This is a genomic window from Ralstonia sp. 110700041-2 (genome assembly GCF_056280165.1).
The window spans coordinates 16,718-38,346 of the sequence record NZ_JBSFAI010000014.1; the positions used below are offsets into that span (position 1 = coordinate 16,718).

24 protein-coding genes are annotated in these 21,629 nt (G+C 61.4%); 3 read left to right on the forward strand and 21 right to left on the reverse strand.

Features of this window, described 5'->3' with window-relative positions; genetic code table 11:
- Nucleotides 1-89: 89 nt before the first annotated feature.
- Genes pilO2 through ACUXH0_RS19565 form a run of 7 tightly spaced genes read right to left on the reverse strand, consistent with a single transcriptional unit; the run spans nt 90 to nt 8,055 of the window.
- Nucleotides 90-1,337, reverse strand: a complete 1,248-nt coding sequence (pilO2, locus tag ACUXH0_RS19535) for a type 4b pilus protein PilO2 (protein ID WP_027693101.1) — start codon at nt 1,335-1,337, stop codon at nt 90-92.
- Complete coding sequence (locus tag ACUXH0_RS19540) at nt 1,334-3,049, reverse strand: secretin N-terminal domain-containing protein (RefSeq protein ID WP_024542494.1); 1,716 nt, start codon at nt 3,047-3,049, stop codon at nt 1,334-1,336. Before ACUXH0_RS19540 ends, pilO2 begins: the two co-directional genes overlap by 4 nt.
- Entirely contained in the window at nt 3,046-4,119 is a 1,074-nt protein-coding gene (locus ACUXH0_RS19545; protein WP_024542495.1) for a toxin co-regulated pilus biosynthesis Q family protein, read from the reverse strand. The genes ACUXH0_RS19540 and ACUXH0_RS19545 overlap by 4 nt, the downstream gene beginning before the upstream one ends.
- Nucleotides 4,116-4,928, reverse strand: a complete 813-nt coding sequence (locus tag ACUXH0_RS19550; protein WP_024542496.1) for a TrbG/VirB9 family P-type conjugative transfer protein — start codon at nt 4,926-4,928, stop codon at nt 4,116-4,118. Before ACUXH0_RS19550 ends, ACUXH0_RS19545 begins: the two co-directional genes overlap by 4 nt.
- A gap of 3 nt (nt 4,929-4,931) precedes the next feature.
- Nucleotides 4,932-6,284 (reverse strand): TraB/TrbI/VirB10 family type IV secretion system protein, encoded by a 1,353-nt coding sequence (locus ACUXH0_RS19555; RefSeq protein ID WP_024542497.1) that lies wholly within the window; start codon nt 6,282-6,284, stop codon nt 4,932-4,934.
- A complete protein-coding gene (locus ACUXH0_RS19560; RefSeq protein ID WP_024542498.1) occupies nt 6,284-7,237 on the reverse strand; it encodes a TrbG/VirB9 family P-type conjugative transfer protein in 954 nt (317 codons plus the stop codon). Before ACUXH0_RS19560 ends, ACUXH0_RS19555 begins: the two co-directional genes overlap by 1 nt.
- Before the next feature lie 23 nt (nt 7,238-7,260).
- Complete coding sequence (locus tag ACUXH0_RS19565; protein WP_024542499.1) at nt 7,261-8,055, reverse strand: VirB8/TrbF family protein; 795 nt, start codon at nt 8,053-8,055, stop codon at nt 7,261-7,263.
- A gap of 161 nt (nt 8,056-8,216) precedes the next feature.
- Between ACUXH0_RS19565 and ACUXH0_RS19570 the strand changes: the two genes are divergently transcribed.
- Nucleotides 8,217-8,708: a hypothetical protein gene (locus ACUXH0_RS19570; protein ID WP_024542500.1), complete on the forward strand. Its 492-nt coding sequence runs from the start codon at nt 8,217-8,219 to the stop codon at nt 8,706-8,708.
- Between the two features lie 32 nt (nt 8,709-8,740).
- Here the strand turns inward: ACUXH0_RS19570 and ACUXH0_RS19575 are convergent, their stop codons facing one another.
- Genes ACUXH0_RS19575 through ACUXH0_RS19610 form a run of 8 tightly spaced genes read right to left on the reverse strand, consistent with a single transcriptional unit; the run spans nt 8,741 to nt 15,993 of the window.
- Nucleotides 8,741-10,354 carry a type IV secretion system protein gene (locus ACUXH0_RS19575; protein WP_045220671.1) on the reverse strand — a complete coding sequence of 538 codons (1,614 nt, stop codon included), beginning with the start codon at nt 10,352-10,354 and terminating at the stop codon, nt 8,741-8,743.
- A 9-nt stretch (nt 10,355-10,363) separates the two neighbouring features.
- A complete protein-coding gene (locus ACUXH0_RS19580; protein ID WP_157774044.1) occupies nt 10,364-10,663 on the reverse strand; it encodes a hypothetical protein in 300 nt (99 codons plus the stop codon).
- On the reverse strand, nt 10,660-11,460 hold the full coding sequence (locus tag ACUXH0_RS19585; RefSeq protein WP_024542503.1) for a TrbJ/VirB5 family protein: 801 nt from the start codon (nt 11,458-11,460) through the stop codon (nt 10,660-10,662). The genes ACUXH0_RS19580 and ACUXH0_RS19585 overlap by 4 nt, the downstream gene beginning before the upstream one ends.
- 10 nt (nt 11,461-11,470) lie before the next feature.
- A complete protein-coding gene (locus ACUXH0_RS19590; protein WP_182594753.1) occupies nt 11,471-13,957 on the reverse strand; it encodes a VirB4 family type IV secretion system protein in 2,487 nt (828 codons plus the stop codon).
- A 3-nt stretch (nt 13,958-13,960) separates the two neighbouring features.
- Complete coding sequence (locus ACUXH0_RS19595) at nt 13,961-14,269, reverse strand: hypothetical protein (protein WP_024542505.1); 309 nt, start codon at nt 14,267-14,269, stop codon at nt 13,961-13,963.
- A 6-nt stretch (nt 14,270-14,275) separates the two neighbouring features.
- Nucleotides 14,276-14,605: a hypothetical protein gene (locus ACUXH0_RS19600; protein ID WP_024542506.1), complete on the reverse strand. Its 330-nt coding sequence runs from the start codon at nt 14,603-14,605 to the stop codon at nt 14,276-14,278.
- A 9-nt stretch (nt 14,606-14,614) separates the two neighbouring features.
- Nucleotides 14,615-15,679: a TadA family conjugal transfer-associated ATPase gene (locus tag ACUXH0_RS19605; protein ID WP_024542507.1), complete on the reverse strand. Its 1,065-nt coding sequence runs from the start codon at nt 15,677-15,679 to the stop codon at nt 14,615-14,617.
- Entirely contained in the window at nt 15,676-15,993 is a 318-nt protein-coding gene (locus ACUXH0_RS19610; RefSeq protein WP_024542508.1) for a hypothetical protein, read from the reverse strand. The genes ACUXH0_RS19605 and ACUXH0_RS19610 overlap by 4 nt, the downstream gene beginning before the upstream one ends.
- Before the next feature lie 150 nt (nt 15,994-16,143).
- Between ACUXH0_RS19610 and ACUXH0_RS19615 the strand changes: the two genes are divergently transcribed.
- Entirely contained in the window at nt 16,144-16,410 is a 267-nt protein-coding gene (locus ACUXH0_RS19615) for a hypothetical protein (protein ID WP_024542509.1), read from the forward strand.
- 55 nt (nt 16,411-16,465) lie between these two features.
- On the opposite strand, the gene ACUXH0_RS19620 is transcribed toward ACUXH0_RS19615, so the two are convergent.
- The 6 genes from ACUXH0_RS19620 to ACUXH0_RS19645 form a co-directional block, all read right to left on the reverse strand.
- Nucleotides 16,466-17,209, reverse strand: coding sequence for a hypothetical protein (locus ACUXH0_RS19620; RefSeq protein ID WP_045220670.1), 744 nt, complete (start codon nt 17,207-17,209; stop codon nt 16,466-16,468).
- 145 nt (nt 17,210-17,354) lie between these two features.
- A complete protein-coding gene (locus ACUXH0_RS19625) occupies nt 17,355-17,771 on the reverse strand; it encodes a hypothetical protein (protein WP_024542511.1) in 417 nt (138 codons plus the stop codon).
- An 8-nt stretch (nt 17,772-17,779) separates the two neighbouring features.
- Nucleotides 17,780-18,277: a TraR/DksA family transcriptional regulator gene (locus ACUXH0_RS19630; RefSeq protein ID WP_182570835.1), complete on the reverse strand. Its 498-nt coding sequence runs from the start codon at nt 18,275-18,277 to the stop codon at nt 17,780-17,782.
- A 45-nt stretch (nt 18,278-18,322) separates the two neighbouring features.
- Nucleotides 18,323-18,622 (reverse strand): HU family DNA-binding protein, encoded by a 300-nt coding sequence (locus tag ACUXH0_RS19635; protein ID WP_024542361.1) that lies wholly within the window; start codon nt 18,620-18,622, stop codon nt 18,323-18,325.
- Nucleotides 18,623-18,639: 17 nt separating this feature from the next.
- Nucleotides 18,640-19,086, reverse strand: a complete 447-nt coding sequence (locus tag ACUXH0_RS19640; RefSeq protein WP_214619643.1) for an endonuclease domain-containing protein — start codon at nt 19,084-19,086, stop codon at nt 18,640-18,642.
- Nucleotides 19,087-19,550: 464 nt separating this feature from the next.
- A complete protein-coding gene (locus ACUXH0_RS19645) occupies nt 19,551-20,237 on the reverse strand; it encodes a lytic transglycosylase domain-containing protein (protein WP_024542363.1) in 687 nt (228 codons plus the stop codon).
- 159 nt (nt 20,238-20,396) lie between these two features.
- Between ACUXH0_RS19645 and ACUXH0_RS19650 the strand changes: the two genes are divergently transcribed.
- Nucleotides 20,397-20,960, forward strand: a complete 564-nt coding sequence (locus tag ACUXH0_RS19650) for a hypothetical protein (protein ID WP_024542364.1) — start codon at nt 20,397-20,399, stop codon at nt 20,958-20,960.
- Nucleotides 20,961-21,629 lie beyond the last annotated feature (669 nt).

A 21,629-nucleotide genomic window follows, 5' to 3' on the forward strand; every position in this document is an offset into this window, starting at 1 on the left:
AGCGCCCAATGCCACCGGTTGCTGGGCTTGCGTTGCGCCGCAGGTCAGGCAAAGCGATGCCGTGGCGAGAAGAGTACGGGATTTGAGCATCAAGTAGCTCCAGTCGGAAGTGGAATGGCACCGTTTTGGCGGGCCGAATACAGTTGTGCCTGAACGCTCCAGACCGCGCCATCGAACGTCACGCTGGATACGCGAAGTCCCGGCACAGCGTCAAACTGCAGGCCTAAATCCCATGGCGACGAGGACAGGGTTAAGCCCACGCTTTGTGCCACCCAGGGATCAAGCGGCGGGGGTTCTTTGCCTGGGAGCACTTGCGGCCGTGGAACAATGCCCAAGTTCAGCGCGAGGTCATATTGCTGCGCAAACGACCAGATGCGGCGCTGCGCGCCTTCCTGGACCATCACCGAGTGATCTTCTGCCAAGACACCGAGCGCCGCGGATGAATACGCCACAGATTTATTCCCGCTCGGGTCGAGAGCGCCGGGTGCGTTTTCGGCTAAGCCGCCGTTGCGTGAATAATTCGCCTCGGCGGAAACCTGTGCGCCAGCGAGGCTGCATTTCCATGACGACAGGTCCCAGCCATCGGTACTCAACGACTGCTGGCGCCACAGTTCTGCACAGCTGTCCAACACGTAATCCGGCTGCGGCACACGGAACCACGGGGGGATGACCGGCTTGGGCTTGTTTTGCTCCGCCGCGGCACGCAACCGGGCCAGTTCGAGCGCGCGTTGCTTTGCAACTTGCTGGTTGTGGTACGCCCACCAACCCCCGGCAAGCACGGCCAGCAATATGACCGAAGAGCAGGAAGCGAGGATGATCCTCTTGCTTGTCCCTCCAGCGGTCAGACGCCGCACCGGCTTGCGCTTGATAGCCAGATTGCGAACGGCGTCGGCGAGCCCCTGCAGCGAGGCGTCTTCGTCGTAGTCATTCCAAACACCGTAGGCATCGTGCTGAGAACGCAGCTGCGACACTGCGTCTATGGACCCGACGAAATCGCCCTCCGGGATGATCTCCTGCTGATCTCGAACAGCCAGATACCAGTACAGACCATTGCCGATGTCGAAGACGGCGCGCCATGGCGCCGGACGTAAGGCAGCGATAAGCGGCGCAAGCGCGTACATCCGCGCCATCTTCGTGTCGCTCGGCATATCGCTTGGCGGCTGGGAAAAGCCAGCTTGCCAAGCCGCATCGATCGTGTGATAGACCGCGTAGATCTCGCCGCGCTCTTCCGCCATCGAGCGCAGGAGAGCCGGTTTGGGCTGGCTGTCCAGATGTCGCCAGGACAGCCCCAGTAAGAAACTGTCCCGATCGAAACCAGGGAGTTGGATGATCGTCACAGCAACCTCGCCGTAACAACGATGGCCAGAACGTCACGCGCGCGCTGAGCTTCGACCCCGCCGCCGAACAGGGCAAAGTTGGGAGACCCTACGCCGTTGTTCGTATTGGAGGCGGTCTGTTGCTCGTAGCCAGTGAGCACGAGGGTCTGACCAGGCTTGAGTGCCACAGATTGTTGCAGCGTTGCCGACGAGAGCGACGGCAACTGAATCGAACTGCCATTGCTGGTGAAGGTTGAGATACCAAGCAGGTTCGACAGGGTCATGTTGAGTTCCAGCATGATCCGGTCGTTCACGTACTTGGGGAGAAAGACGCCGGTGAAGCCATACGTGACCGAACCCGGCTGCAGCGCAGTGCTCGAGCCAGAGGTCGACGTGAGCGTTGTCTGGCTTGAGGCCAGGTAGCTCTGTGTTTGCGCGGCCTGCAGGTTGAGCATTTGGCCGTTCATCGTTACGCCAGAACGACTGAACACCTGCGACACGTTACCCATGGTCGAAAGCGCTTGGACTGCGGCGTTTGTGCCGCTGAGCGTGCCGCTCAAGATTGATGCGCCGAACTGCACCGGGGTCACGCCGGAAGTCACAGACGGGGCCGCGGCGGACGTCACGGTGAACTTGGCGCCGTTTTGGTTGCCCTGATAGAGGGTGTTGACGGCCAGCGAGAGGTTCAACCCGTAGTTGTCCTCGCGGTTGACGTGCACCTTGAACACGCGCACGTCGATGGCTACTTGCTTTTGCAAGTGGGACGTCAGGGTCTTGACCCACTCGTTGACGCGCTCAATTTGGGGCGGCTGGCCTGTGACGGTGAGCGTACCGAACGATTTGTCGACGATCGACTCAGCGCCGGGGCCCGCAATCGCCTTTGCGGTGGTTTGCAGGTCCGCCCAGTAGTTGACGCTCAGAGCAATGTCGGCATTTGTGCTTCCGCCGCCGCCAGCGCCACTCGTTCCAGAGGACGTGGTCCCGCCCGCCGTTCCGGTGTTACCGTTGTTGCCCGACAGAGAACCGCTGGTAGAGATCGAGCCCGAGCTTTTGGCCTGCACCGGCAGGGTGGGAATGCTCCACGTATGCGTGGTTGTCTTGAAGATCTCGATCTGGCCATTGCGATACGCCCAGTACACGCCAAAGCGCCCAGTGATCAGGTCCAGAAAGCCCTTCAGGTCGCCCGTAAAGCGCAATGGGCGCGAATCCGTGGCCATGCTGGCGACAGCCGACGGCAGCGCAGGCATCGCCATTGTGGAAGCAGCAGCAGGCGACGCCGCCGGCATCTGCATCCCAGGGAATGGAGGAATCGCGGTCGAGCCGGCGCCGGCGTTGGTGGGTGCCGCATAGCCGCCCGTGGCGGCCCCTTCCCTGATCGGCGTGCTGGATAGAGCCGAATCACTCAGATGCGTGACGGCACCGACATTTTGCGAGATCCAGTCCGAGTAGTCGCGCAACGACCAAGAGCCGGAGCTTGCGACGTTGAAAACTACCTGCTTGTCGAGGATGGCCGGCTGGGGCCGGCTCACGGCGATCGCATCACCGGCAAGCCAGGCTGCCTGATGTTCGACCACCACTGGCCGGGACTGCGGAGCGGCATTGGCGGCGGCTTGCGAAGCTTGGTCGGCTACATCCCTTGCTTGTGTGCGGGTCTGCTCAATCGAGCCGCAGCCCACCATGGAGGCGCATGCGGCCAGCGCGATGGCACGATGGAACAACGGTTTGCGATTCAATGCGACTCTCCTGCGGCGTGGACAACAATGGTCTGATTCCCGATATACACATCGGCGCGCACGTCCGCGCCGTTGGCTGCGAGGTTGCTGATGATCTGACGCGCGGCCGAGTCGAAGCTACCTTCGAAAGCGGCTGGGGCTGGCACCATCCAGTCTTGGTCGGCGTTCCAAACCACCGTCCAACCGTGTGCTCTGCCGATGGACATGAGTTGCTGGCCTAGGGGTTGGCCCGCGCTGAGGGTGATGCCCGGCGATGCTATGGCAGCAGTCTTTTCAGGGGCGACGGCTGCCTGCGCAACCGGCACGGACGTTGCAGGCGCTTCCCGCCCAGGAGGCATGGCGCGCGTCGCCACGACTTCGCTGCCTGGCGTGACGGAGATACGTGCGCCGACTTGCGATGCAACACTGGTCAGTGCTTGCAGACGCGGCCCTGCCTTCCAGGTCACGGGCGTCTTGGCGTCCAGACCGATGATTTGCACTTCATCCTTGCTTTCCGAAGCAGGGAGCAAGCGGGGAATCGCCTCAACCAGCATGACACGCTCACCGGCAGGGACAGACTCGCGCCATGTGCCATTCAGTTCGGCTCCCGTGCGCCCCACCTGCACCAAGGCATCCGGCTTCTGGGTCGAATCGCTGGCCGCTGCCGCGGGGGCGTTCTCGGGTGGCAAGGCGGCGGTGATAGCGTCCTCCGCAAGGGGCTTCGCCGGCGCGGGGTTGGTGACGCGTACTGGCGCAACCATCACGGTCTGGCGCACGGGGTCGATCGATGCGCGCAGGCCCATGTCATCGCAGGCCGAGCGCAGTGCTGCACGCCAGTCGCTCGAGGACGGCCAGGTCATCATCAAAGAGCCGGGAACGTTGGCCGCCAGAGTGATTTTCCAAGGCTCTGGAATGATGATCGAGAGAGCTTGGTCGATCGGCGCGGAACCGCCGAGAACGCTGGGGGCCGCCGCTGAGGTTGTCCCCTCCGGGTTGGCCCAGGCTTGTGGGTTCGCAGCGCTCATGCCCCACGCCTCAGCAGTCGTGGCGACCAGCGCCACAACGGAAAGAATTTGCATCGGCTTCTTCATGCCGCATCACTCCCCTGTTGGTATCCATTGACCACAATCGAGCCGTCCGATTCGACGCTCATTGCGAAGGTCCATCCCTTGGCGCTTGCGGCCCGGAGCGCCTTGGCGACCGCTACATACACATTGCTTGCCCTGAATTCGCCCGATGCCCGAACCGGCACGTCCGCACGCGAGTTCCAGCGCACGGCCACGTGGGAACGCTTGCCCCACGCAGCGATGACACGAGACAGCTTTGCTTTGGATGCCTCGACCGGCCAACTCTTGTCTCGTTCCATTGGCGCGAGATCGCTGTCGGCGGTGCTCTGCGCAGGCGCTTCGAACAAAGGCGTGACGGAGTGTGCTATCGGCGTCTCGTCTTTCCCTGCATCCTCAACACTCACGCGCTGCACACGCGACGCCTTCGGATCGGGCATGACCGGGCCCTGCCGGATGGTCTGGCGCTGCTTTGCGTGGACGACAACGGCGCGATAGCCGTTGGCTACGATGTCCATGTGTTCGGGAGTCTGCTGCACCACGATATAAGGCGCGTTGATGGTGAATGGCAGCGGTTGGCCTTCAGCTAAGATCGCCGGCAGCATCTGCCCCGGGCGCATCTGCAAATAGGTCTTTCCCTGCAGACTGAAGACTTGCAGCGGGCGCACGGCGGCATCGCCAGCGATGCTCCATGCCCAGTCCACCCCCACATCGACGGAGGTTGCCGCCGGGCGATCCTGAACTTCAGGATTGCCAGACGCAGGATTGGTCGCACATCCCGCGAGCGTGAGCAGCGTGCAGGTGGCGGCAATGGCAAGACGCGAAAAACGTTGCATGGCTTACCTTGTATTGGCGATAGGGGGAACCTCAATGGCACCCGTCGTGATGATGGTCATCTTGGCGCCCTCGGGCATCGTGATGTTGGGGGCGACGTTATAGCGATGCTGCAATTCCTGATTGGCAGTGTTCGTGATGATCTGCGCGCCATTCACTGCGGGCGAAGTGGTGGTGCCGCCGAAGCTCGTCGAGCTCTGATTTGGCGAGATCTTGTCCATGCCCACGGCTTCGAGTGCGAGTAGCGTCGCGATGCCCATACGCTCAAAAAAGTGCGTGTGCAGGTCGCCTTCGAGGCCGGCACGCCCAAGGGCATCCGCGGCACTCATATTTCCCAGCGGCACCATTCCACCGGCGGGCGTAACGAGCGTGTCGAACACCATGAGTACCCGGTCCTGCCCCTCTTGGACTGAGGAGTTGTACTTGCCCTGCAGCGTCGACCCAGCGGGAATCACCAGATACCGGCCGTAGCGCGAGTCGTATATGTTTTGCGTAACGCGCGCCACGAGTTGACCTGGCAGCTTCGTGTCGACCGCATTGAGCAGCACCGCGCTGATTGCCGTGCCCGGCGCCAGCCAGTAAAGCCCCTTGGCCTGCTGAGCGATGATGGCGGCAGCTGGCTTGACCTCGGCGCTTTGCGTTGCGAACAACCACTTGCTGTTCGCATCGAGGCCCGCAGCCGCAGACTTGCTTGCGTCACCGGAGCCTTGCGCCTGCGCGTATTGCGCAAGCCGCTGCTTTTCAGCGATCAGTCGTGGATCGTAGTTGGGGTCCTGTTGTGCGAATGCTTGGTTGAAACGCTCCCCCTTGTTGCCCGAGTCTCCTGCGTTGAGCGGGTTCGCGCCGCTTTGCACCTGCTGTTCCTTGCCCGACCCGGCCTGGTACATAACGAAACTCGGCTTGGCGGATTGATGATCGCCGGCGGCGTTGCTGCCTGTATCGACCCCGCCGTCGGAGTCGTGTTTGTTGCGGCCTGCTTCAATGGCCTTCTGCGCACGCTCGAGGCGCTCCAAATCGTATTGCGACACAGGCGGTACGCTCGGCATGCCAGCCGGAACGTTGGGAGACGATGCTGCATTGCCAGGGTCGACAGCTGCGGGCGTTGAGGCTGCGTTCGCGATGGCAGCTTTTGCGCGCGTGTATTCCGCCAGCGTTGCTTCGTTCGGATTCTCGATCTTCGTCTGGAGCTTTTTCGCCTCGTCCTGTTGCTGCTGGGCGGCCCGCTTCGCATCGACGGCACTCTGGCCAAAATCGGATCCCTTGGCCACTAGGAGGATGACCGCGAAGAGAGCGATCATGGACAGCCCGACAATCATGGCCAGATTGCGTGACAGCTTCGGACGCGCCAATTCGGCCATCAGCGCGCTCCCTGGGCCGTTACCGTAGTCTCGACCTTGCCAAGCTTGAGGACGAACTTGTCCATCAGTCGGTTGACCAGGATTTGCGAGCCATGGTTGTGCACGGTGTAGTTCACGATTTCAAGCCCGTTGGGGCCATCCGCAAACAGAGCCGGCAACTCTTGAATGTTGTTGGCGAACTGCACCCAGGTAAAGCGGCCGTTGTCCCATACTGCTGTGGGCTTGAATGCCGCGTCGCCAGCGATGCGGTAGTTGAAATTGGGAGCGCCGTTGTAGAGGCCACCCAAATCTGATGCGCCGGTGTCGGTGCTCGCTGCTGGGGTGTTGGCCGCCGCCGACGGCGCTACATACAACCCCCCGCCCATAGAGCTCGCACCGAACTGCTCGTTGTCGAACGCCCAGCTGACGCCCTGATACCACTCGCCTTGTGCTGGCTCGATGCGCAGGTAGTAGATGTGCTTGCTGGTCACTGCTGTTGCGGTCACGACCATCGGTTGCACCAACTTCAGCATCGCGATGTTTGCGGTGGCGTTCACTTGCAGCTGTACGGCTGCAGGAGTGCTGACGGCAATCTGCTGGACCGGCTCGTCCTTCGGGAAAGAGATCGTCGTGAACATCCCAGGGCGGATCGGGATCGCGAACGTCTCCTGAGCGTGGAACGGCAATGTGACCACCTTCGCGCCGCCGGCCTGTTGCGCCGTAACGCTGGCAACCATCTGTTGGGCCTTGCGTACAGCTTCGGGCACTTGATTCACGGTGGCTATCGAGCCATCAGTCGGCACAGTGACCGTATTGACGTCCGGTGAGCCAAACAAGTGCTCTGGCGGCACGGCCATAGCGGGCAGGCATGCCGAGATCATCAGCGTACCTACCGCACAGCGGGCAAATCGAAGAAGGGAATCTGATGCCATGGCGAGCGGCTCGCTTTGGGTGTTTTCTGTTGTGTTGCGCATCCTATGATTTCTCGTAGAAAAAATCAACCGCCACTGGTATTACCGGAAACCTTGAAATCCGTGATGTACAAGCCGATCGGATTGCGATCGATGTCCTCCGGCCCTTGCGGCGGAAGGATGACCCAGTAGACGGTCAAGAGGATGTTGCTGGATTTAGTCATGCCGCCAGCGATCGTCGTCAGCGTCACATTGGCTACCGCGCCATTCTTCGTACCGGCAATGGGCGTAAAGTTTTCGATCTTGATGGTACGCACCATATTGGTGTCCGCAGCCATCCGCTCGAACGTGTGGTCGCTGGCGCGGAAGTTTTGGTACTCGGCAATTGCAGTAGATCCGCGTAGGAATTCCTGAGCGCGCGGTGCATTGATGTTGACCGTCGTGTGCTGGTTGATGGTCAGCATGTCTTCGATCCAGCGCCGCACGAAGAACGACTCATTGGCCCAGGCGGGCTCGAAATGCTCCGACATCTGCTGCCGCGGTGCCGTTACCTCGCCCGTCGTAGTGTTTACGTTGACGACGTATGGAACCACCTTCTTCAGAGGCATGGCCAACATGAGTGCGGCAGACGCGGTAAGCGCAGCGCCGCAGGACAGGATGACTGCGCGCTGCAGTCGGCGATTAACGCCCAGGAGCGTTTCCCTCATGTCGAACTCTGCTCTTGCCACAGAGGACATCGGCGAGAGATCGCCGAGAGCGGGCTTCGCTTCGGCTTCTTTCCGCGACAATACGGGCTCAATGTCGACGACGTTGCCTGCATTACGGCCGGCATTGTTGCCAGGCGACGCCTTCGTCTTCTTGTTGCCAAAAAAAACACGCATAGATAACTCCTCAAGTCTCAAAGAATCGGTGCGGCGCGCTCGCAACGGCGTCGGGTCGCTCGCCGAGCGATGACAACCATCTTAGGACGGTGTGCTAGTATTAACTCGCGCAACACATCGTAGATCAACATGGTTGCTACATAACGAAAGGAAACTGAGCCATGAACCATCCGAGCCAACATCGCATGCGAGCCTTGTTGCACCGGGAATTTCTGGAAACCATCGGCACCGCGCTCTCCGATGCGGGCGGCTTTGCACTTGCGTGCGCCTTGCCGCTGGCCCTGACCGTCGGCCCGCTCGCCGACCTCTTTCTGGCCAATGAAAAGCACTCGCCGTGGTTGGTCGTGGGCGCCCTTTTCACGGGTGCGACCATGTTCCTGGTCATGGCGTCTTTCGCGACCCCTATGCAGACGCGCGCGGGCAGTCTGGTGCGACGCCTCATCATGCTTGCGGGGTTGGCCATCGTGTGCGGCTACATCGGCCTTGCGCGCCATGCACCCAAGCCGAACACACTGAGCGAGATGGTCCAGTCGATTTTTGTCATGGGCGTGTTCGGCATGTTCCTGCTTGCCGTTGTCAGCTACTACATCCTGCGTGCCGCCGAGAAAGTGTCGAGCGCTGGCGCGCACCTGATGGCCGACCGCCGCACTTAATCGCTTGACAGCGACGCCCTGCGCGCGCGCCATCACGAATTGGCCTCGCCGTCGTTCGCAGCCGGTTGGTTGACCTTTGCACCCTGGCCGGTCTTGGGGAGGCTGACAGGCGCAGCGGCCGAACCGGACTGAGTGGCTGACGGTGCTGCCCCTCCCTGCTGTAGGCGCGTATGCACGTTCTTCAGGTACTTTCGCCCGGCCTTCATTGAAACCGCGCCACCAACGACTGCGGCGGCGGTTGCCGGCCCGCCAGCGATGGCTGCCGCGGCGAGTGCGGTTTTAACGGCCGCTTTGCCGAGTGCCTTGCTGCCATCCTTGGCGGCCGCCCCCCCGACAGCCTTTGCCGTGCTACCAAAACTGCCAGCCCCCGCTGCGCCTGCGGCAGTGTTGCCAGCCATTGCCCCGCCAGCTGCGACGGCTGCGCCGGCGGCTCCTGAAACATTCGTGGCCGAGACCGCGCCTGCCTGATTCGACAGGTTCGCCGAACTGCTCGAGGCTGCGCCACCTGCGCCGGCCGCTCCCCCGCCGCCAGATCCACCGCTGCCGCCACCGGGAGCTCCACCTGCGGACTGATTGCTTCCGCCTTCCTTGTCACCATTGTTTTTCTTTCCACCGCCGCGCATTGCACGCAGGGCTCCGCCCATTGCCGCGCCGGCGAGGAAGCCGCCACCACCGATATGCGGCCCGCCAATCAGCGCCGCGCCGAGATGTTCAGCCTTGAACACCATGAAAGCGAGGAAGAGAAGGCCGAGGCCGGTGACAAACATCTGCTGGATGGCGCCTGCCAACGTGGCGCCCTGCATGCTGTGCAGGCTCTGCATGTTGCTGGCGAGTCCAGCAATCATGTTGTTGCTCAGCTTCAGGAACACAATCGCCACGGCGAAGCCCATCCCGGCGGAGAGCATGTATTTGAGCCAGTTGGTTGCCAGTGAGGACAGTGGCTCCCACGGCAGCCAGGCAATCAGAATCGGCCCGAAGATGATGCCAATGGACATCATCAGCAGCGTCCCATAGATCGTGAGCATGGCGGCCAGTGACAGGATGAGAGCCGGCAAGTCAATCAGGAAGATGCTCAGCGCTCGCAAGAACAGGTTGGTCAACAACCCGCCCAGGTCAAAGATGGATGACGCCGCGCTCGGCGCCGTCTTAGGCGGCGTTTGGGCGTTGCCATCGTTGGCGGGCAACGTAATCAGCGGGTCGCCGGCGAAGATCGGATCGGCGTTTGTAGTCGCAGTGGTCGCGTCGGACGTGCCTGTTCCGCTGTCGGTAGACGATCCGACGCTGTTCGCGGCATTTAACAAGCTCGCGACCGCCGTTTTCACGACGTCGGTTCCACCGCCGTAGCCGAGCGCACTCGGGATTTCCTGCTGGAAGAAATTCGATAGGGTCGAGGCTGTAGATTGCCAACTAGCCAATGCCGCCAGGGGAATCGACGCAACCAGCAGGAGGCGAATCGTGGATGCCAGAAAGTCTTGCGCGCCACCTTTGACCCAGAAGGCCAGAAGCGCCGATAGCAGCGGCAGCAGGAAGGCGATCGCCAGCATGGTTTTGCCCAGGCCAACGAGCGTCGTTGACATGCTGCTGGCCTGATCGAACACTCCGGACAGTAGCGTCGCCAAACTACTCCAGTTTGCAATCGCAGACATTCGAATCCCTCAAAACAGGTGACGCAGACCGAAAGCGATCGCGACGCCGTACAGCGTGATCGCTCCCAAAATCACAACCAGCCAAAAAGCCGGTCGAAGGTAAAGCTCGCGCAGTGCCAAATAGGCGAGCGCGAGGCGCAATGACTCCTTGCGCCGCTTTCCGCGCTTCTCATAGAAGCGGATCGTGCGGTCCTCGCTGCCGCCTGCCTCGATCTGTATGGCGGCTTGGCGGGCCGCCCGCAGGACCACTTTTGCCTCATGCGTCGTACGGCATAGCCAGCCGACCGCGACCTTTTCCGGTCCTCTCACAGCTTGTTTGCCCCGGTGAGGTTGATCTGGGTCGGATCGGGCAATTGCAGATCCTGCGCAGATTGCTGTGCTGCGGCTTGTCGCGATTGAACGAAGTTTTGGTATTTGGTCTGTGCGGCGGTAGCCCTCGCCTGCATGTCGTTGGCGTCGTTCTGGGCTTTCATCGAGGCCATGGTGTTGGCCAGCTGCATCTCACGCAGGACTTGCAGATTCGTTGCTTGTTGCTGCGCGCCAAGAGAGAGCACCTGCTGCAGTCCTTGGACCTGACCGGTTACGCCAGGTATTGCGGCAACCGACTGCTGGAGCGCCGTTTGCTGCTGGTTTGCGTTCTGCAACGCGCTCATTTCGCCCTGGTAAATGGTCTGGTACGCCCCGCCCAAGCGCTGGGCAGCGTAGGCCTGCGTCTTCAGGTACTGCATCGGGCTCATGCCGGTGTATTGCACACCGTCTTTAAAGCTCTGCATCTGCGACTGCAGATACTGGTAGGCCTGCAAGGTATTGTTGACCTGGCTGTACAGCCCCATCATCTGGTTCAGCTGATCCATCGGCAGCCCAGAGAGGTTCGCCAGGGTCGACGGGTCCAACTGCTGGAGGCTTTGCTGCAGAGACATCGCCGACTGCAGCGTATTGCGCACCGTGTTGAGCGTGTTGGATGACTGCGTTATGAGCTCAACATGGTTCAGCAACTGCGTGATTTCTGTAGAGCCGCCGGTGCCGGCGACACTACCTGCGCGCGCGTTTAGCGAGACCGCGGCGAACAGCGAGATAAGGGCGATAGCGGCTTTACGCATGCGCATGATGTACTCCTCAGGTGTTTGCCAGCGCCGAGAGATAGCGCTCTTTCCAGGCGGGGTCAGCGGGGTCATAAGTGCGTTCAAGCACCGATTGCGACTGCACGTCACTGCGCAGGCAGTTGACGATTTCGGGTGGAAACTGTGCCTGCATCACTCGGAAGAAACCGGTCTGCGGCTGGAAGACGCAGTATTCGCGGCGCGGCGCGGCGCCGGCGATGAGTTCGATCTGGGTGTTGTTCAGACCGAATGCCTCCCGGTACTTGCTGCTGAGCTCCGGGCGGATGGCCAGGCGGTTCGGCAGGAAGATAATCGTGGCGACGTTGTCGCGGATCGAGGCAGCCAGCTGAGGCTGATGCAGGAAGGTTTCGGGCGACTGGGCCGTCATGACAAGAAATGCGCGCTTCTTGGCCAACGTCATCAGGTAGTCGCGCGCCTTGGCCGCAAAACGAGGATCGTCCAGGAGGAAGCCAGCCTCTTCGAAATAGATCATCGTCGGGCCGAGCTCGTCTTCCTCACGGTCCATCAGGAAGCGCTCGATCCTGTAGAAGGCGTATTCCGAGTACGCCGAGACCACATCGTTCAAACCGGCTGCCAGGAGCGATCCGACCTCGGTAGTGGTAATGCGCGAGATCGAGAACTCATCCTCAGCATGGTCGAAATACTGGCCGTAGGCGCCGCCTTCCACCCACGGGTGCAGCCGCGCGCGTAGGTGTGAGGGCAGCTGCGACATGAGTGTCGAGAGCCGCGCGCCACTCACGCCACCGACACGCTCCAGGGCGGAGTGCAGGTCATTGACATCCTGGGTGCTCAACTGGTCGCCACGCAGGCCGAGCAGTCGGTCCAGCCAGCCAACGAGCCATGAACGGCCGTGTTCGGTCGTGGCCATGCTCACGGGGTTCATGCGCAAGCCGTTGCCGCGCGCCGGGTCCAGATCGATGTGCACACCGTCGAGCAGCAGGGTCTGCGGCTTGCAAGACAGATCCTTGTCGATGTTGAAGATCCGGCTGTTGCGGTACTTGAGGAACTGCGCCTCCAGGAACATCTGGAACATCGTCTTGCCATTGCGAGACGGGCCGACAAGCAGCGTGTGGCCAAGTTGCCCCACGTGGTAGTTGAAGTATTGCACCGTCGCGTAGCGCGAGCGCAGCGTAGCGTTAGGCGGTGTTGGCTGTCCGTCCTCGTCGATCGATGGGTGATGTTGGCTGCCGGAAAAAAGGGAAATGATGGGCGACACGTCGGTCATGTTCGAAGCCTCGCCGAAGTGCCAACGCACCGGATCGCGTACGTTGCCCGGCACGCCCACGCAAAGGCCCGCAAGCGCGCCTTCCCTCTCGCGGATGAAGACGATGCCCGACGCCTCGAGCGTACGCGAGACAATATCCATGCGGAGCTCCAACTCGTCGGGCGTGTCCGCGTAGACCGCGATGGACGCTGCCAGCGCCCCGAACCGCCCGACACGCCGCTTGGCATCGTCCTTGAGCGCCTTGGCTTGGGCGCCGATGCTAGTCTTGGGCGTATCGTCGCCGTCGATCGCATCCTGCGGGGCTGCTGCCATGCGGACGAGCTTGCGTAGCTCCATTGCACGCATCTCGTCGAAGGTGCGTGCCGAATCGAGGAACGACACTGCTTCGGCGACGGAATAGGATCGCCACGCCGCGGCAATGCGCAGCCGCATGGGCAGCGCCAGAAGCGGGTTGAGTACCTGCATCGAATTCGCTGGCGGCACGGTCTTCAGTGTGAACACACCGACGTACTGGCGCTTGACGCCGTCCATCACCAGATAGTCGGCAAACCGGTTGTCGATGAAGGAATCCGACAGCTGGGAGTCCAGGTATTCGTCGGGATGGGCTGCCACCGGAGCGCGCGGATTGACCGACAACGACGCCTTGAGGAAGCCCAGCAGATCCGCGCCTGCCAAGCGGCGCATGCCAAGATCGGGCAGCGCATGGTCGATGGCCGGCACGATGGTCGACTCGAAACGGTGCAGGGCGAGTTCCAGGTCGGCGCGGTTCGAGAAACCTAGTTCCTGCCCGCGCTTGAATTTGGTCTTGAGCGCATCGATGAGCGCCAGCGGCAAGCTTCGGCCGGCATCGAGGGATGCTCGAGCGGCCTCTCCCAGTGTCACCGCATTGCCACGGGTAGGCATCGAGACAGCCAGGGTATGGCGGTTGATGTACAGGTTTGTCGAGGTCAGGTGCTCCTGCCAGCGCTGGTCGATGTACGCCGCCACGTCAACATCAAAGCTCGCCGATGGGTACGTTGTGGCCTGCTCGCGCTCAACGATCGCCCAGACCGTAGCGCCGTCCTCGGCCACGCGGCGCAGCGCGCCGTCCAGCTGCAGGCCGGCGTTCTCCAGCGCATCGACCTCGTTGGACTCGATGTCAATGCCGGTCATGTCCCACGCGGACAGCAGGGAGGAATCCTTGCACGTGACAACGCGCGCGGCGTTATCGGCGAGGAACAGCCACGGCAGCAGTTCAGATGTCGTGTTTTGGGGCATCGCTCAGAACCAGTTGCGCCGCCCGAAGCCGGGCGGGCGTGGGAAACGCAGGTTGGGAAGCGCGCAGTACGCCGGCGAGTACCGGTCGCGGTGCGCCCGGTGGCGCAGATAGACGCGCAGGAAGAACGGATCGCGCAGGCCTGGACCGCGCAGGAACATGATGACCAGTGCCGGCAGGATCAGGACTTGCGGCACGCGGTACATCAGCGCGCCGAAGCCGAAGAACAGGCCGACACCGACGACGATCTTCCATTCGACGCCAGCAATCGTCTTGGGCGTGTTGACGCCCTCGCAGTCGTAGGATTGGCGCATGCCTGATCAGCAGGCGACGGCCGGCAGGCCGATCAGCTGCGGCAGCGTGAAGATGTTGATCAGCAGAGCCAGCGCAACGCCGGTGCGCAGCAGCCAGACCATCACGCCTTCCTTGTTTTCATTGAGCATCCACAGCAGCACCATCACGCCCAGTGTGAGCAGGAAGACCACCGACAGCACCTGCGAGTTCGAGCCGACGAACGGCTTGATGAAGCCGCAGATGCCGGCGACGATGCCGCTGGCCACGCCGCTGGAACCATTGCCGTTGAATTGCGCCCACGAGGCGCCAGGCAGGGTGGCGAGCAACAGGGCCGGAAAGAGAACGCGCTTTTTCATGGAAAGACCTCAGGTGGAAGATGCCGCGTAAACGCGGCGGATGCGGTACTCACCGCGCTCGTCGATCCCGTCGAGGCCGATGACCTCGCGGGGGCCACGCACGCCATCCACCCGCGCCTGGAAGACGACGTAGTGGATTGCTGACGCGATCTGGGCGCGCATGTCGCGCAGCGGCAAGTTGGCCGCGTTCGGGGACATACGCATGAGAGATTCAAGACGCTGAAGTGCCAGGGAGGCGGAGTCGGCATGCAGCGTGCATAGCGAGCCGCCGTGGCCAGTGTTCATTGCGTCCAGGAAGTCGTAGGCCTCCGGGCCGCGAATTTCGCCAACGATGATCCGATCGGGGCGCGAACGCAGGCAGGTGCGGATCAAGTCGCGGATCCCGATGCCATGCGCGGCGTTTGCTTCCAGCTGAACGACGTTCGGCTGGTCCAGCACGATCTCGTTGGTGTCCTCGCAAGTGATCACGCGATCGTCGGGGGAGACCTCAAGCATGCACGACGACAGCAGCGTGGTCTTACCCGACCCGGTGCCGCCGCAAACAATGATGTTGCGCTGGGCCTGCACCGCCCACCGTATAAATTCCAGCAGCCCCCGCCCACCCTGGGAAGCCTGATGCTCGAAATCTTGCTGCGCGGTCATACCGTGCTCGGTTTGCTGGCCAGCCGCCCCGCCGCCCGGTAGAAACGCACCGCTCTGCACATATTCATCCAGGCGAAAGCGCCTGGATGCGTGCTTTCGGATGACGAGCATCGGGCCGTGAATCGACACTGGTGGGAGTGCCGCCGCGACCCGTACGCCGGCCAGGCGAGCATCCATCAGCGAACCGACGTCCTTGTCGTTGAGCATCATGATTGCGCGGATAGAGGCATCCACCGCCATCTGATCGACGCGTGCGTCCACCATCGCCATGCGACCAGCCCGTTCGATGAAGACGCGGATCTCGCCGTCTGCCGTCGGGTTGAGCATGATTTCGGTGACAGTCGAGTCATCGAGATATTCGCGCAGCGCAGACAGCCGATCCCACAATAGCCGCTGCGCCTCTTCAACCTGGCTTGCCCATGGGCGCTTCATTGGTTGGCCCCGCCTCGATTGTCCTCGGCAGTGCGAGTCCGCAGACGCGCGTAGTCGGCGGCATAGAACGAATTCCAGACCCACTGCCGGCATGTTTGGAAGCCGGTATCGAACTTGGATTCCACTGCCTGTGCGGAGCCGGGGGAAAAGATTCGCACTCCGCCAATAACGACCTTCGCTGGCCACTGGAACAATGGCGCGCACGTCCTGTTGATCCTCTCCAGCGGATCACCGGTCAGGAAGAGGTAAATCAAGTACAGGAAGGCAAGCGTGGAGACGATGCCCAGAACCGGTTTGGAGGGATTGAGTTGCATGTACTCGGGACAAACAGGCGTGTCCTGCTGTCAGACGTGTGGTTGTCTCTTTTCGAGAGGCGGCATAACTAGAATTATGCTAGCACGGCAATGCTAAGTAACGCAACGAAGCCATATAATGTCTAATCACATTTCTTCGGAATACCAGTTATGCACGGCTCTTCAATCAACGTCGCGTCCCTGCTTTTCTACGGATTTTTCGTCCTGCTGGCGTTCCTGGTACTGCCTCCGCTGCGGGCCATCCTCGTGTGGATGTTCAAGGAGTTGTCGCCGCACTCGGCCCTTTGGGGGCACGTCAAGAGCCTTCTGCACTTGCTGTGGGAGGCGCACGCGACGGTTCTGCGCAATCTGCAGCCGCGCGCTAAGGTGCTCATGGAGCTCGATCGCAAGCGAACGAGCTATAGCGAGGACATATGAAAAAGCCGCGCGGTTTTCAGGCCGCGCGGCTTTGGGTTCGACTGCCAGGTGCTCGTCAAGCTGCCAGTTCTGGCATCTCCTGGACATCCTCCACTGAACTGACCGTGACTTCGTAGCCCTCCGAATTCATCGCCTTCTCGAGGAAATTGGCCGGCAGGTTTGAACGCAGCACTGTTACCCAGCGCCCATCTTCCTGACGAGCGCTGTCGACGATTACGACGTGGAATTTCTTGCAGATGTCGTGGGGCTGCAGTTGCACTGCGCTCCAGACAAGTACCGTGTCGCTCAACTCCATCATGCCGGCGTCAGCAAGCACCTGCATGCCGGTGCGCCAAATGGTGCTGACAATGTAGCTCAGGCGCTCGACCAGCATTTGCGCTGCCGCGTCATCCTCCAGAGCCTGTCGCATCCAGTGCGCGTCGAACGGGGCTTCGTTGAAGACACGATCGAACAACGTGCGCCGGCCTGGCAGCGTGCGAATGATGTCGGCCGGCAAACCGTCGTAGGCGTGACTGATCTCCATCTTGAGCGACTGAGCGTCGCCGAACACTGCCGACGGCGGCATGATCAACCCAACGCGGACCTCGCCTGGCGTCATTCCACATGTGATGGCGCCAACCTCCTCATGACCGGGGATTTGTCCCTCGGCGTAAAAGGAGGCGACTTCCGGGCGGCACTCGACAACATGCAGTGACGGGGTCGCACGATCCATTGCGTAGAAGGAGACGTTCAACGCCCCATCGACTGGGGAACGCAAACGCTCGAAGGCCATCGTGCAGAGATCGGTAAAGCTGCGCATGGTTGTCTCAGGAAGAAGTTGGTTGATCTTGGCGCCCATTGTAGGACGAATTTTGGTTAAGTTGCACGCATTGGTCATGTAGCAACATAGTTATCTAGTAATTGCTTATCCAATCACGCGTTGCGTACCTGTTTCTGCGGGCGACTCAGCGTCCCGTCGGCTTCACCTGTCTCACACGCCATTCGCTCCGTCGGGCCTGAAGCGCAGGTAGGTCCGCATCGACCCAGTTCCATCCAGCGCCAACTTGGTACACCTCGACACGTTTGCCCTCGATGGTGATCTGCTGTACGCCTATAGTCGTTGCCGCGCCAGAGTCCTCGAACACACTCACGGCGTACGCGGCCTCGTCGAAGATCACTTTGCCCCGCATCAGGCGCACAATCTCCACCACGGAATCCTTCGGAAATAGCGGCTCGGCCCAATTGAGCCCCTTCGCGTACGCAAGGATTCGAGGGCATCCCTCGAGCCAATCGCCGGACACGAAACACCCCCGATAGGGCGTAGATGCGTCTGAAGTTGCCTGAGCGTTGTACTGGCGGCCTGTGGTCGGGCTTTTGCTCATGATCGTTCTCAGACTGCGAACAGTCGGCTGCGGCGCTCGGCGCGCTCTTGTGCCTCGATCGTGCGCGTCGCCAGCGGATTTGCACGCAGGCGTTCGATGGGGATCTCTTCCCCTGTGAGTTCACAGATCCCATATTCCCCGCGGCGCAAGCGGACCAGTGCTGATTCGACCTGGCCAAGCCGCTTGGTCAGCGCGGCCTGAGCAGTGAATCTCGCTTCATGCTCTGCGCGCATTGTTGCGAGGTCTGCTTCGTCACCGTATGCCAGTTCGGTATCGCTCGTAGGGCTTGCCAGTGCGCGAAGATCGGCCTCAATCTGCTCACGCATGGTCTTGAGCGTGGTTGTCGCCCATTTCGCCGTGCTCTCCCAATCATCAGCGGACTGAGCCGGGGAGCCTGCGAGTTCGGGCGCTCGCTCCGCGTCTGGCATGGGCGACGAGGAGGTTTGTGTGGAAGGCTCTTCCATGGCGGATTCCTTGCTGGATGACTGAGAGAGGTTGGCGATCATGTCGTGTCGACCGCCTGGCAACCCAGGCGGGCTCCCTTGAATGGTTTACTTGGACTTCGCCTTGGTGGGTGCCGGCATGGCATCACGCAGGGCCTTGGCTGCGCGGAAGCGCGGCGTCCAGCGCGGCGCGATTTCAACCTGCTCGCCGGTACGCGGATTTCGGCCAGTGCGTCCGTCACGCAGAGAGCGTGAGAACGCGCCCAAGCCAGGCAGCCCCGCCTCATCACCGCGCGCGACGGATTTGGTTACGGCATCAACGAAAGACGCGAGCACTCGCTCAACGGTCGCCTTGCTTTCGCCGCTGTGGGCTGCGATTTCGATAACGAGCTCAGCTTTGGTAGTCATGCAGATTTCCCGGAGAATCAGGCAGCGGATCCAGACGCGATTGCGGGCTCCGCTGCCGAGCGCCCACAAATCGACAGCACCTGTGCGACCACCCCTTCGAGGTCATTGCGCACCTGCGCATGGAAAAACCGCAGCACCCGCCAGCCGTTGGCCACAAACGCGTTCTGGCGCTCACGGTCTTTCTGGAAGGCCTGCTTGCTGCGGTGATATTGGAAGCCGTCGAATTCAATGACCAGATTGGCAGATGCGATAACGATGTCCGCCCGGTATCGCCGCCCTGCGATCAGTCCTGACACCTCGGTTTGCACGGCCTCGTTGCCAAGTCGCGCCCGTAGGGCATCGGCCAGACGTGACTGCGGATCGAATGGGTCCGAACCCGCACGGCGCGGCTGCTTGGGCACATCCAGACCAAGCCTGATCGCCGCCGACGCCGGCAAGCGCAGAGTCCGGCCGGACTGGCGCAAGAGATCCCGCACGGCAGAGACTGGAATGTTCATTTGGGGAAAAAGAGGCGCGCGCCCTGTCCAAAGCGCGCGCTTAACCGGAACAGGGCGCTGGGTGCGCCGGGGGGAGTTCCAGGGGGTCTCTCGTGTCGCTGACGCGAGCAATGCAAATCATGTGTTTGTGCCCCTCGGCTGCATTCCTGCTGCGCGTTTGACCGGCGGGCCGCCGGGGTCAATGCTCACCTTGAGTTTGGACGCGGTTTATTGACCGCTTCCCCCAATCACCCGGAATCGAACCGAGCTCCCTTCTCACCAGACCTCGACCAACGAGCCGGAATCGAACCGACCTTTTGCAAGGATCCTCTGGGGAAGGTCCTTGAAAAAGGCCCCGAAATTCGGGGTAACCCATCTGTTTGGGTCAATGAGGGTAAGTGCAGGTGTTACAGATATGTACTGTATCAGCACATATCAAGTTGCGCAACATATTAGTTTTTTGCGTAAGAAACAGACCTGTACCAGTGAAGCACCTGCGGCACATAGTCCTGTGTCTCGCGGTAGGGAGGAATGCCGCCATAGCGCGACACCGCGCCAGGACCGGCGTTGTAGGCGGCCAAAGCCAGACCGACATTGCCGTGATAGGCCCGCATGAGGTTGGCCAGATACCAGATTCCGCCCCACAGGTTCTGCGCAGGGTCTCGCGGGTTGACGCCCAGACTGCGCGCCGTTGCAGGCATGAGTTGCATCAGGCCGATGGCGTTAGCACCTGAAACAGCCGCAGGCTGGAACTTGCTCTCCTGGTAGATGACTGCGACGACCAGGCGGGGATCGATTTGCGCCTTCGCTGAAATCCAGTTGATCGCCGGCATCCACGGCTGAGCCAGTTGGAGGATTTTCTTGTCGGTCTCCGTCTTGCCAATGACCGTCTGCATTCGCTGGGTGTAAGCGAGGATCCATGTCCCTGCGACAACGCCTGAGCAGTCGTCTGTCCTGACTTTCTGCTCATCAAATCCATAGCGCGAAAGGTAGGGCAACCACCCCTGAGGGATGCCCATCGGGCCGATCGCGCCGGGCTGTTTGGTGCCCGAGTCAATAACATGCTCAATAGTTGCCACAGGGATGCCGTAATTACTGGAGGCGGCGAGTATGCAGGCGCTCAGGGCAATTGCTGGCATCGTAACAATGAATGGTTGTCGTTGCGCGTAATTGTACGACACAATGAAGCGTTGACAACTTTACGATAGCAGTCAGTGGATTCGTGCTCGGCGCTTTAGCCGCCAGGTTGTCGCCATTGGAGCGTTAGTCTCCATCAACGATCGAAACAGGAAAATTCAATGCTCAAAAAATTGGCACCGTTGGCTCTGGCGCTCCTCGCGCCCATCTCGGCACAGGCATGTCGGTATATGGTCCAAGTCTATGGCGAGGGCGATTCATCATGGTTTAGGGAAGTCGTGACGGAGGAGTTTTGCCACAGGTATCCGCACGGCAAATACGAGATTGTGGTCTTCAACAACCAGTTTTCATTCCCAGAACAGGCCGTCACGACAGCAATCGCATACGTGTCGCCAGTGATGAAGAACTCTGACGCGACTAGACCTGTCACCACGCGATACTCAGGTGTCTCCCTGGGCCCAAACCGTGATCGCGCGGTGTTGGTCAAACGCGCGTCGATCATTGCCGTGCAGAATTTGATGGACCATGAGGCTCCTGATCAAGCACCGGCCCCAGTAAATAGCGTTTCACAGGCGCCCAGTCCTGCTGCGCTCAACTATCCGGTCACGTCGCGCGTTGCACAGCCTGAGGCACCAGCTGCTCTGCCGCTTCCTGGCCAGCCGGGATACGTAACGACGTTCCCTGAGGCCGCCAAAATGACGGGCAGCGGCGGCGCACCCTACTGATATGGAGCCGGCCTTTCTCCCGATGCGCAACGCCCCGCCGCTCTGCTCGGGAGAGAGGTGCCAGATTGCCTGCATGACGGCCTGAATAAAGCTGGCAGCCAACGCAAGGCTTCCTTGACCCGCGCATGGGTTTCCTATCTCGCTTCGAATGATTGCCGGTCTCCGGCGCCGCCACCACGCGGGCATACTTGCAGCCCACTTCTCAGCTGGCACATGAAGGCCCCCACTGGCGAAGCGCCATTCGGCCTCCCCGCCTGTCCTGAAACCCCCCACACACAGCGCACTGCGGCACCCTTAGCCCCCCCGACGCCCTTCGGGCGGGGGGCAGAAAAGGCGCATGCGCGCCAAGGGGAGGCGCTGGGCGCCATCGTTTCGGCTGTGCCGATTGTTCCGGCTGCGCCGATGGGGCGCTCGCTCCGCTCGCTTCAAAACGCCCTGCGGGCGAGACGCGCTGCGCGCGCACGCCCTTCGGGCGGCCTGCGATGTGGTTGGGGGACACCCTTCCCTCTCCCCTCTCTTGTGCGTGATCTGGCGCCCGAGCGCGCCGGTCGTCACCGATGGTGCCGACCTTACCCGCGCCTGCGCGGTGCCTGCCTTTGCTGGCCGGCTGGTTTTTTCCCTCTACTGTTCGACAACCACTCTCGAACCATTATCGGCGTCCCATGGGGG

What these genes read in the sequence shown, in the direction of transcription:
- ACUXH0_RS19555 (WP_024542497.1), bottom strand. Translation starts at nt 6,284, where the DNA reads ATGGCCGAATTGGCGCGTCCGAAGCTGTCACGCAATCTGGCCATGATT.
- ACUXH0_RS19590 (WP_182594753.1), bottom strand. Translation starts at nt 13,957, where the DNA reads ATGCCCCAAAACACGACATCTGAACTGCTGCCGTGGCTGTTCCTCGCC.
- ACUXH0_RS19595 (WP_024542505.1), bottom strand. Translation starts at nt 14,269, where the DNA reads ATGCGCCAATCCTACGACTGCGAGGGCGTCAACACGCCCAAGACGATT.
- ACUXH0_RS19550 (WP_024542496.1), bottom strand. Translation starts at nt 4,928, where the DNA reads ATGCAACGTTTTTCGCGTCTTGCCATTGCCGCCACCTGCACGCTGCTC.
- ACUXH0_RS19635 (WP_024542361.1), bottom strand. Translation starts at nt 18,622, where the DNA reads ATGACTACCAAAGCTGAGCTCGTTATCGAAATCGCAGCCCACAGCGGC.
- ACUXH0_RS19615 (WP_024542509.1), top strand. Translation starts at nt 16,144, where the DNA reads ATGCACGGCTCTTCAATCAACGTCGCGTCCCTGCTTTTCTACGGATTT.
- ACUXH0_RS19630 (WP_182570835.1), bottom strand. Translation starts at nt 18,277, where the DNA reads ATGATCGCCAACCTCTCTCAGTCATCCAGCAAGGAATCCGCCATGGAA.
- ACUXH0_RS19605 (WP_024542507.1), bottom strand. Translation starts at nt 15,679, where the DNA reads ATGAAGCGCCCATGGGCAAGCCAGGTTGAAGAGGCGCAGCGGCTATTG.
- ACUXH0_RS19600 (WP_024542506.1), bottom strand. Translation starts at nt 14,605, where the DNA reads ATGAAAAAGCGCGTTCTCTTTCCGGCCCTGTTGCTCGCCACCCTGCCT.
- ACUXH0_RS19650 (WP_024542364.1), top strand. Translation starts at nt 20,397, where the DNA reads ATGCTCAAAAAATTGGCACCGTTGGCTCTGGCGCTCCTCGCGCCCATC.
- ACUXH0_RS19625 (WP_024542511.1), bottom strand. Translation starts at nt 17,771, where the DNA reads ATGAGCAAAAGCCCGACCACAGGCCGCCAGTACAACGCTCAGGCAACT.
- ACUXH0_RS19620 (WP_045220670.1), bottom strand. Translation starts at nt 17,209, where the DNA reads ATGCGCAGCTTTACCGATCTCTGCACGATGGCCTTCGAGCGTTTGCGT.
- ACUXH0_RS19545 (WP_024542495.1), bottom strand. Translation starts at nt 4,119, where the DNA reads ATGAAGAAGCCGATGCAAATTCTTTCCGTTGTGGCGCTGGTCGCCACG.
- ACUXH0_RS19560 (WP_024542498.1), bottom strand. Translation starts at nt 7,237, where the DNA reads ATGCGCAACACAACAGAAAACACCCAAAGCGAGCCGCTCGCCATGGCA.
- ACUXH0_RS19585 (WP_024542503.1), bottom strand. Translation starts at nt 11,460, where the DNA reads ATGCGCATGCGTAAAGCCGCTATCGCCCTTATCTCGCTGTTCGCCGCG.
- ACUXH0_RS19610 (WP_024542508.1), bottom strand. Translation starts at nt 15,993, where the DNA reads ATGCAACTCAATCCCTCCAAACCGGTTCTGGGCATCGTCTCCACGCTT.
- ACUXH0_RS19645 (WP_024542363.1), bottom strand. Translation starts at nt 20,237, where the DNA reads ATGCCAGCAATTGCCCTGAGCGCCTGCATACTCGCCGCCTCCAGTAAT.
- ACUXH0_RS19570 (WP_024542500.1), top strand. Translation starts at nt 8,217, where the DNA reads ATGAACCATCCGAGCCAACATCGCATGCGAGCCTTGTTGCACCGGGAA.
- ACUXH0_RS19565 (WP_024542499.1), bottom strand. Translation starts at nt 8,055, where the DNA reads ATGCGTGTTTTTTTTGGCAACAAGAAGACGAAGGCGTCGCCTGGCAAC.
- ACUXH0_RS19575 (WP_045220671.1), bottom strand. Translation starts at nt 10,354, where the DNA reads ATGTCTGCGATTGCAAACTGGAGTAGTTTGGCGACGCTACTGTCCGGA.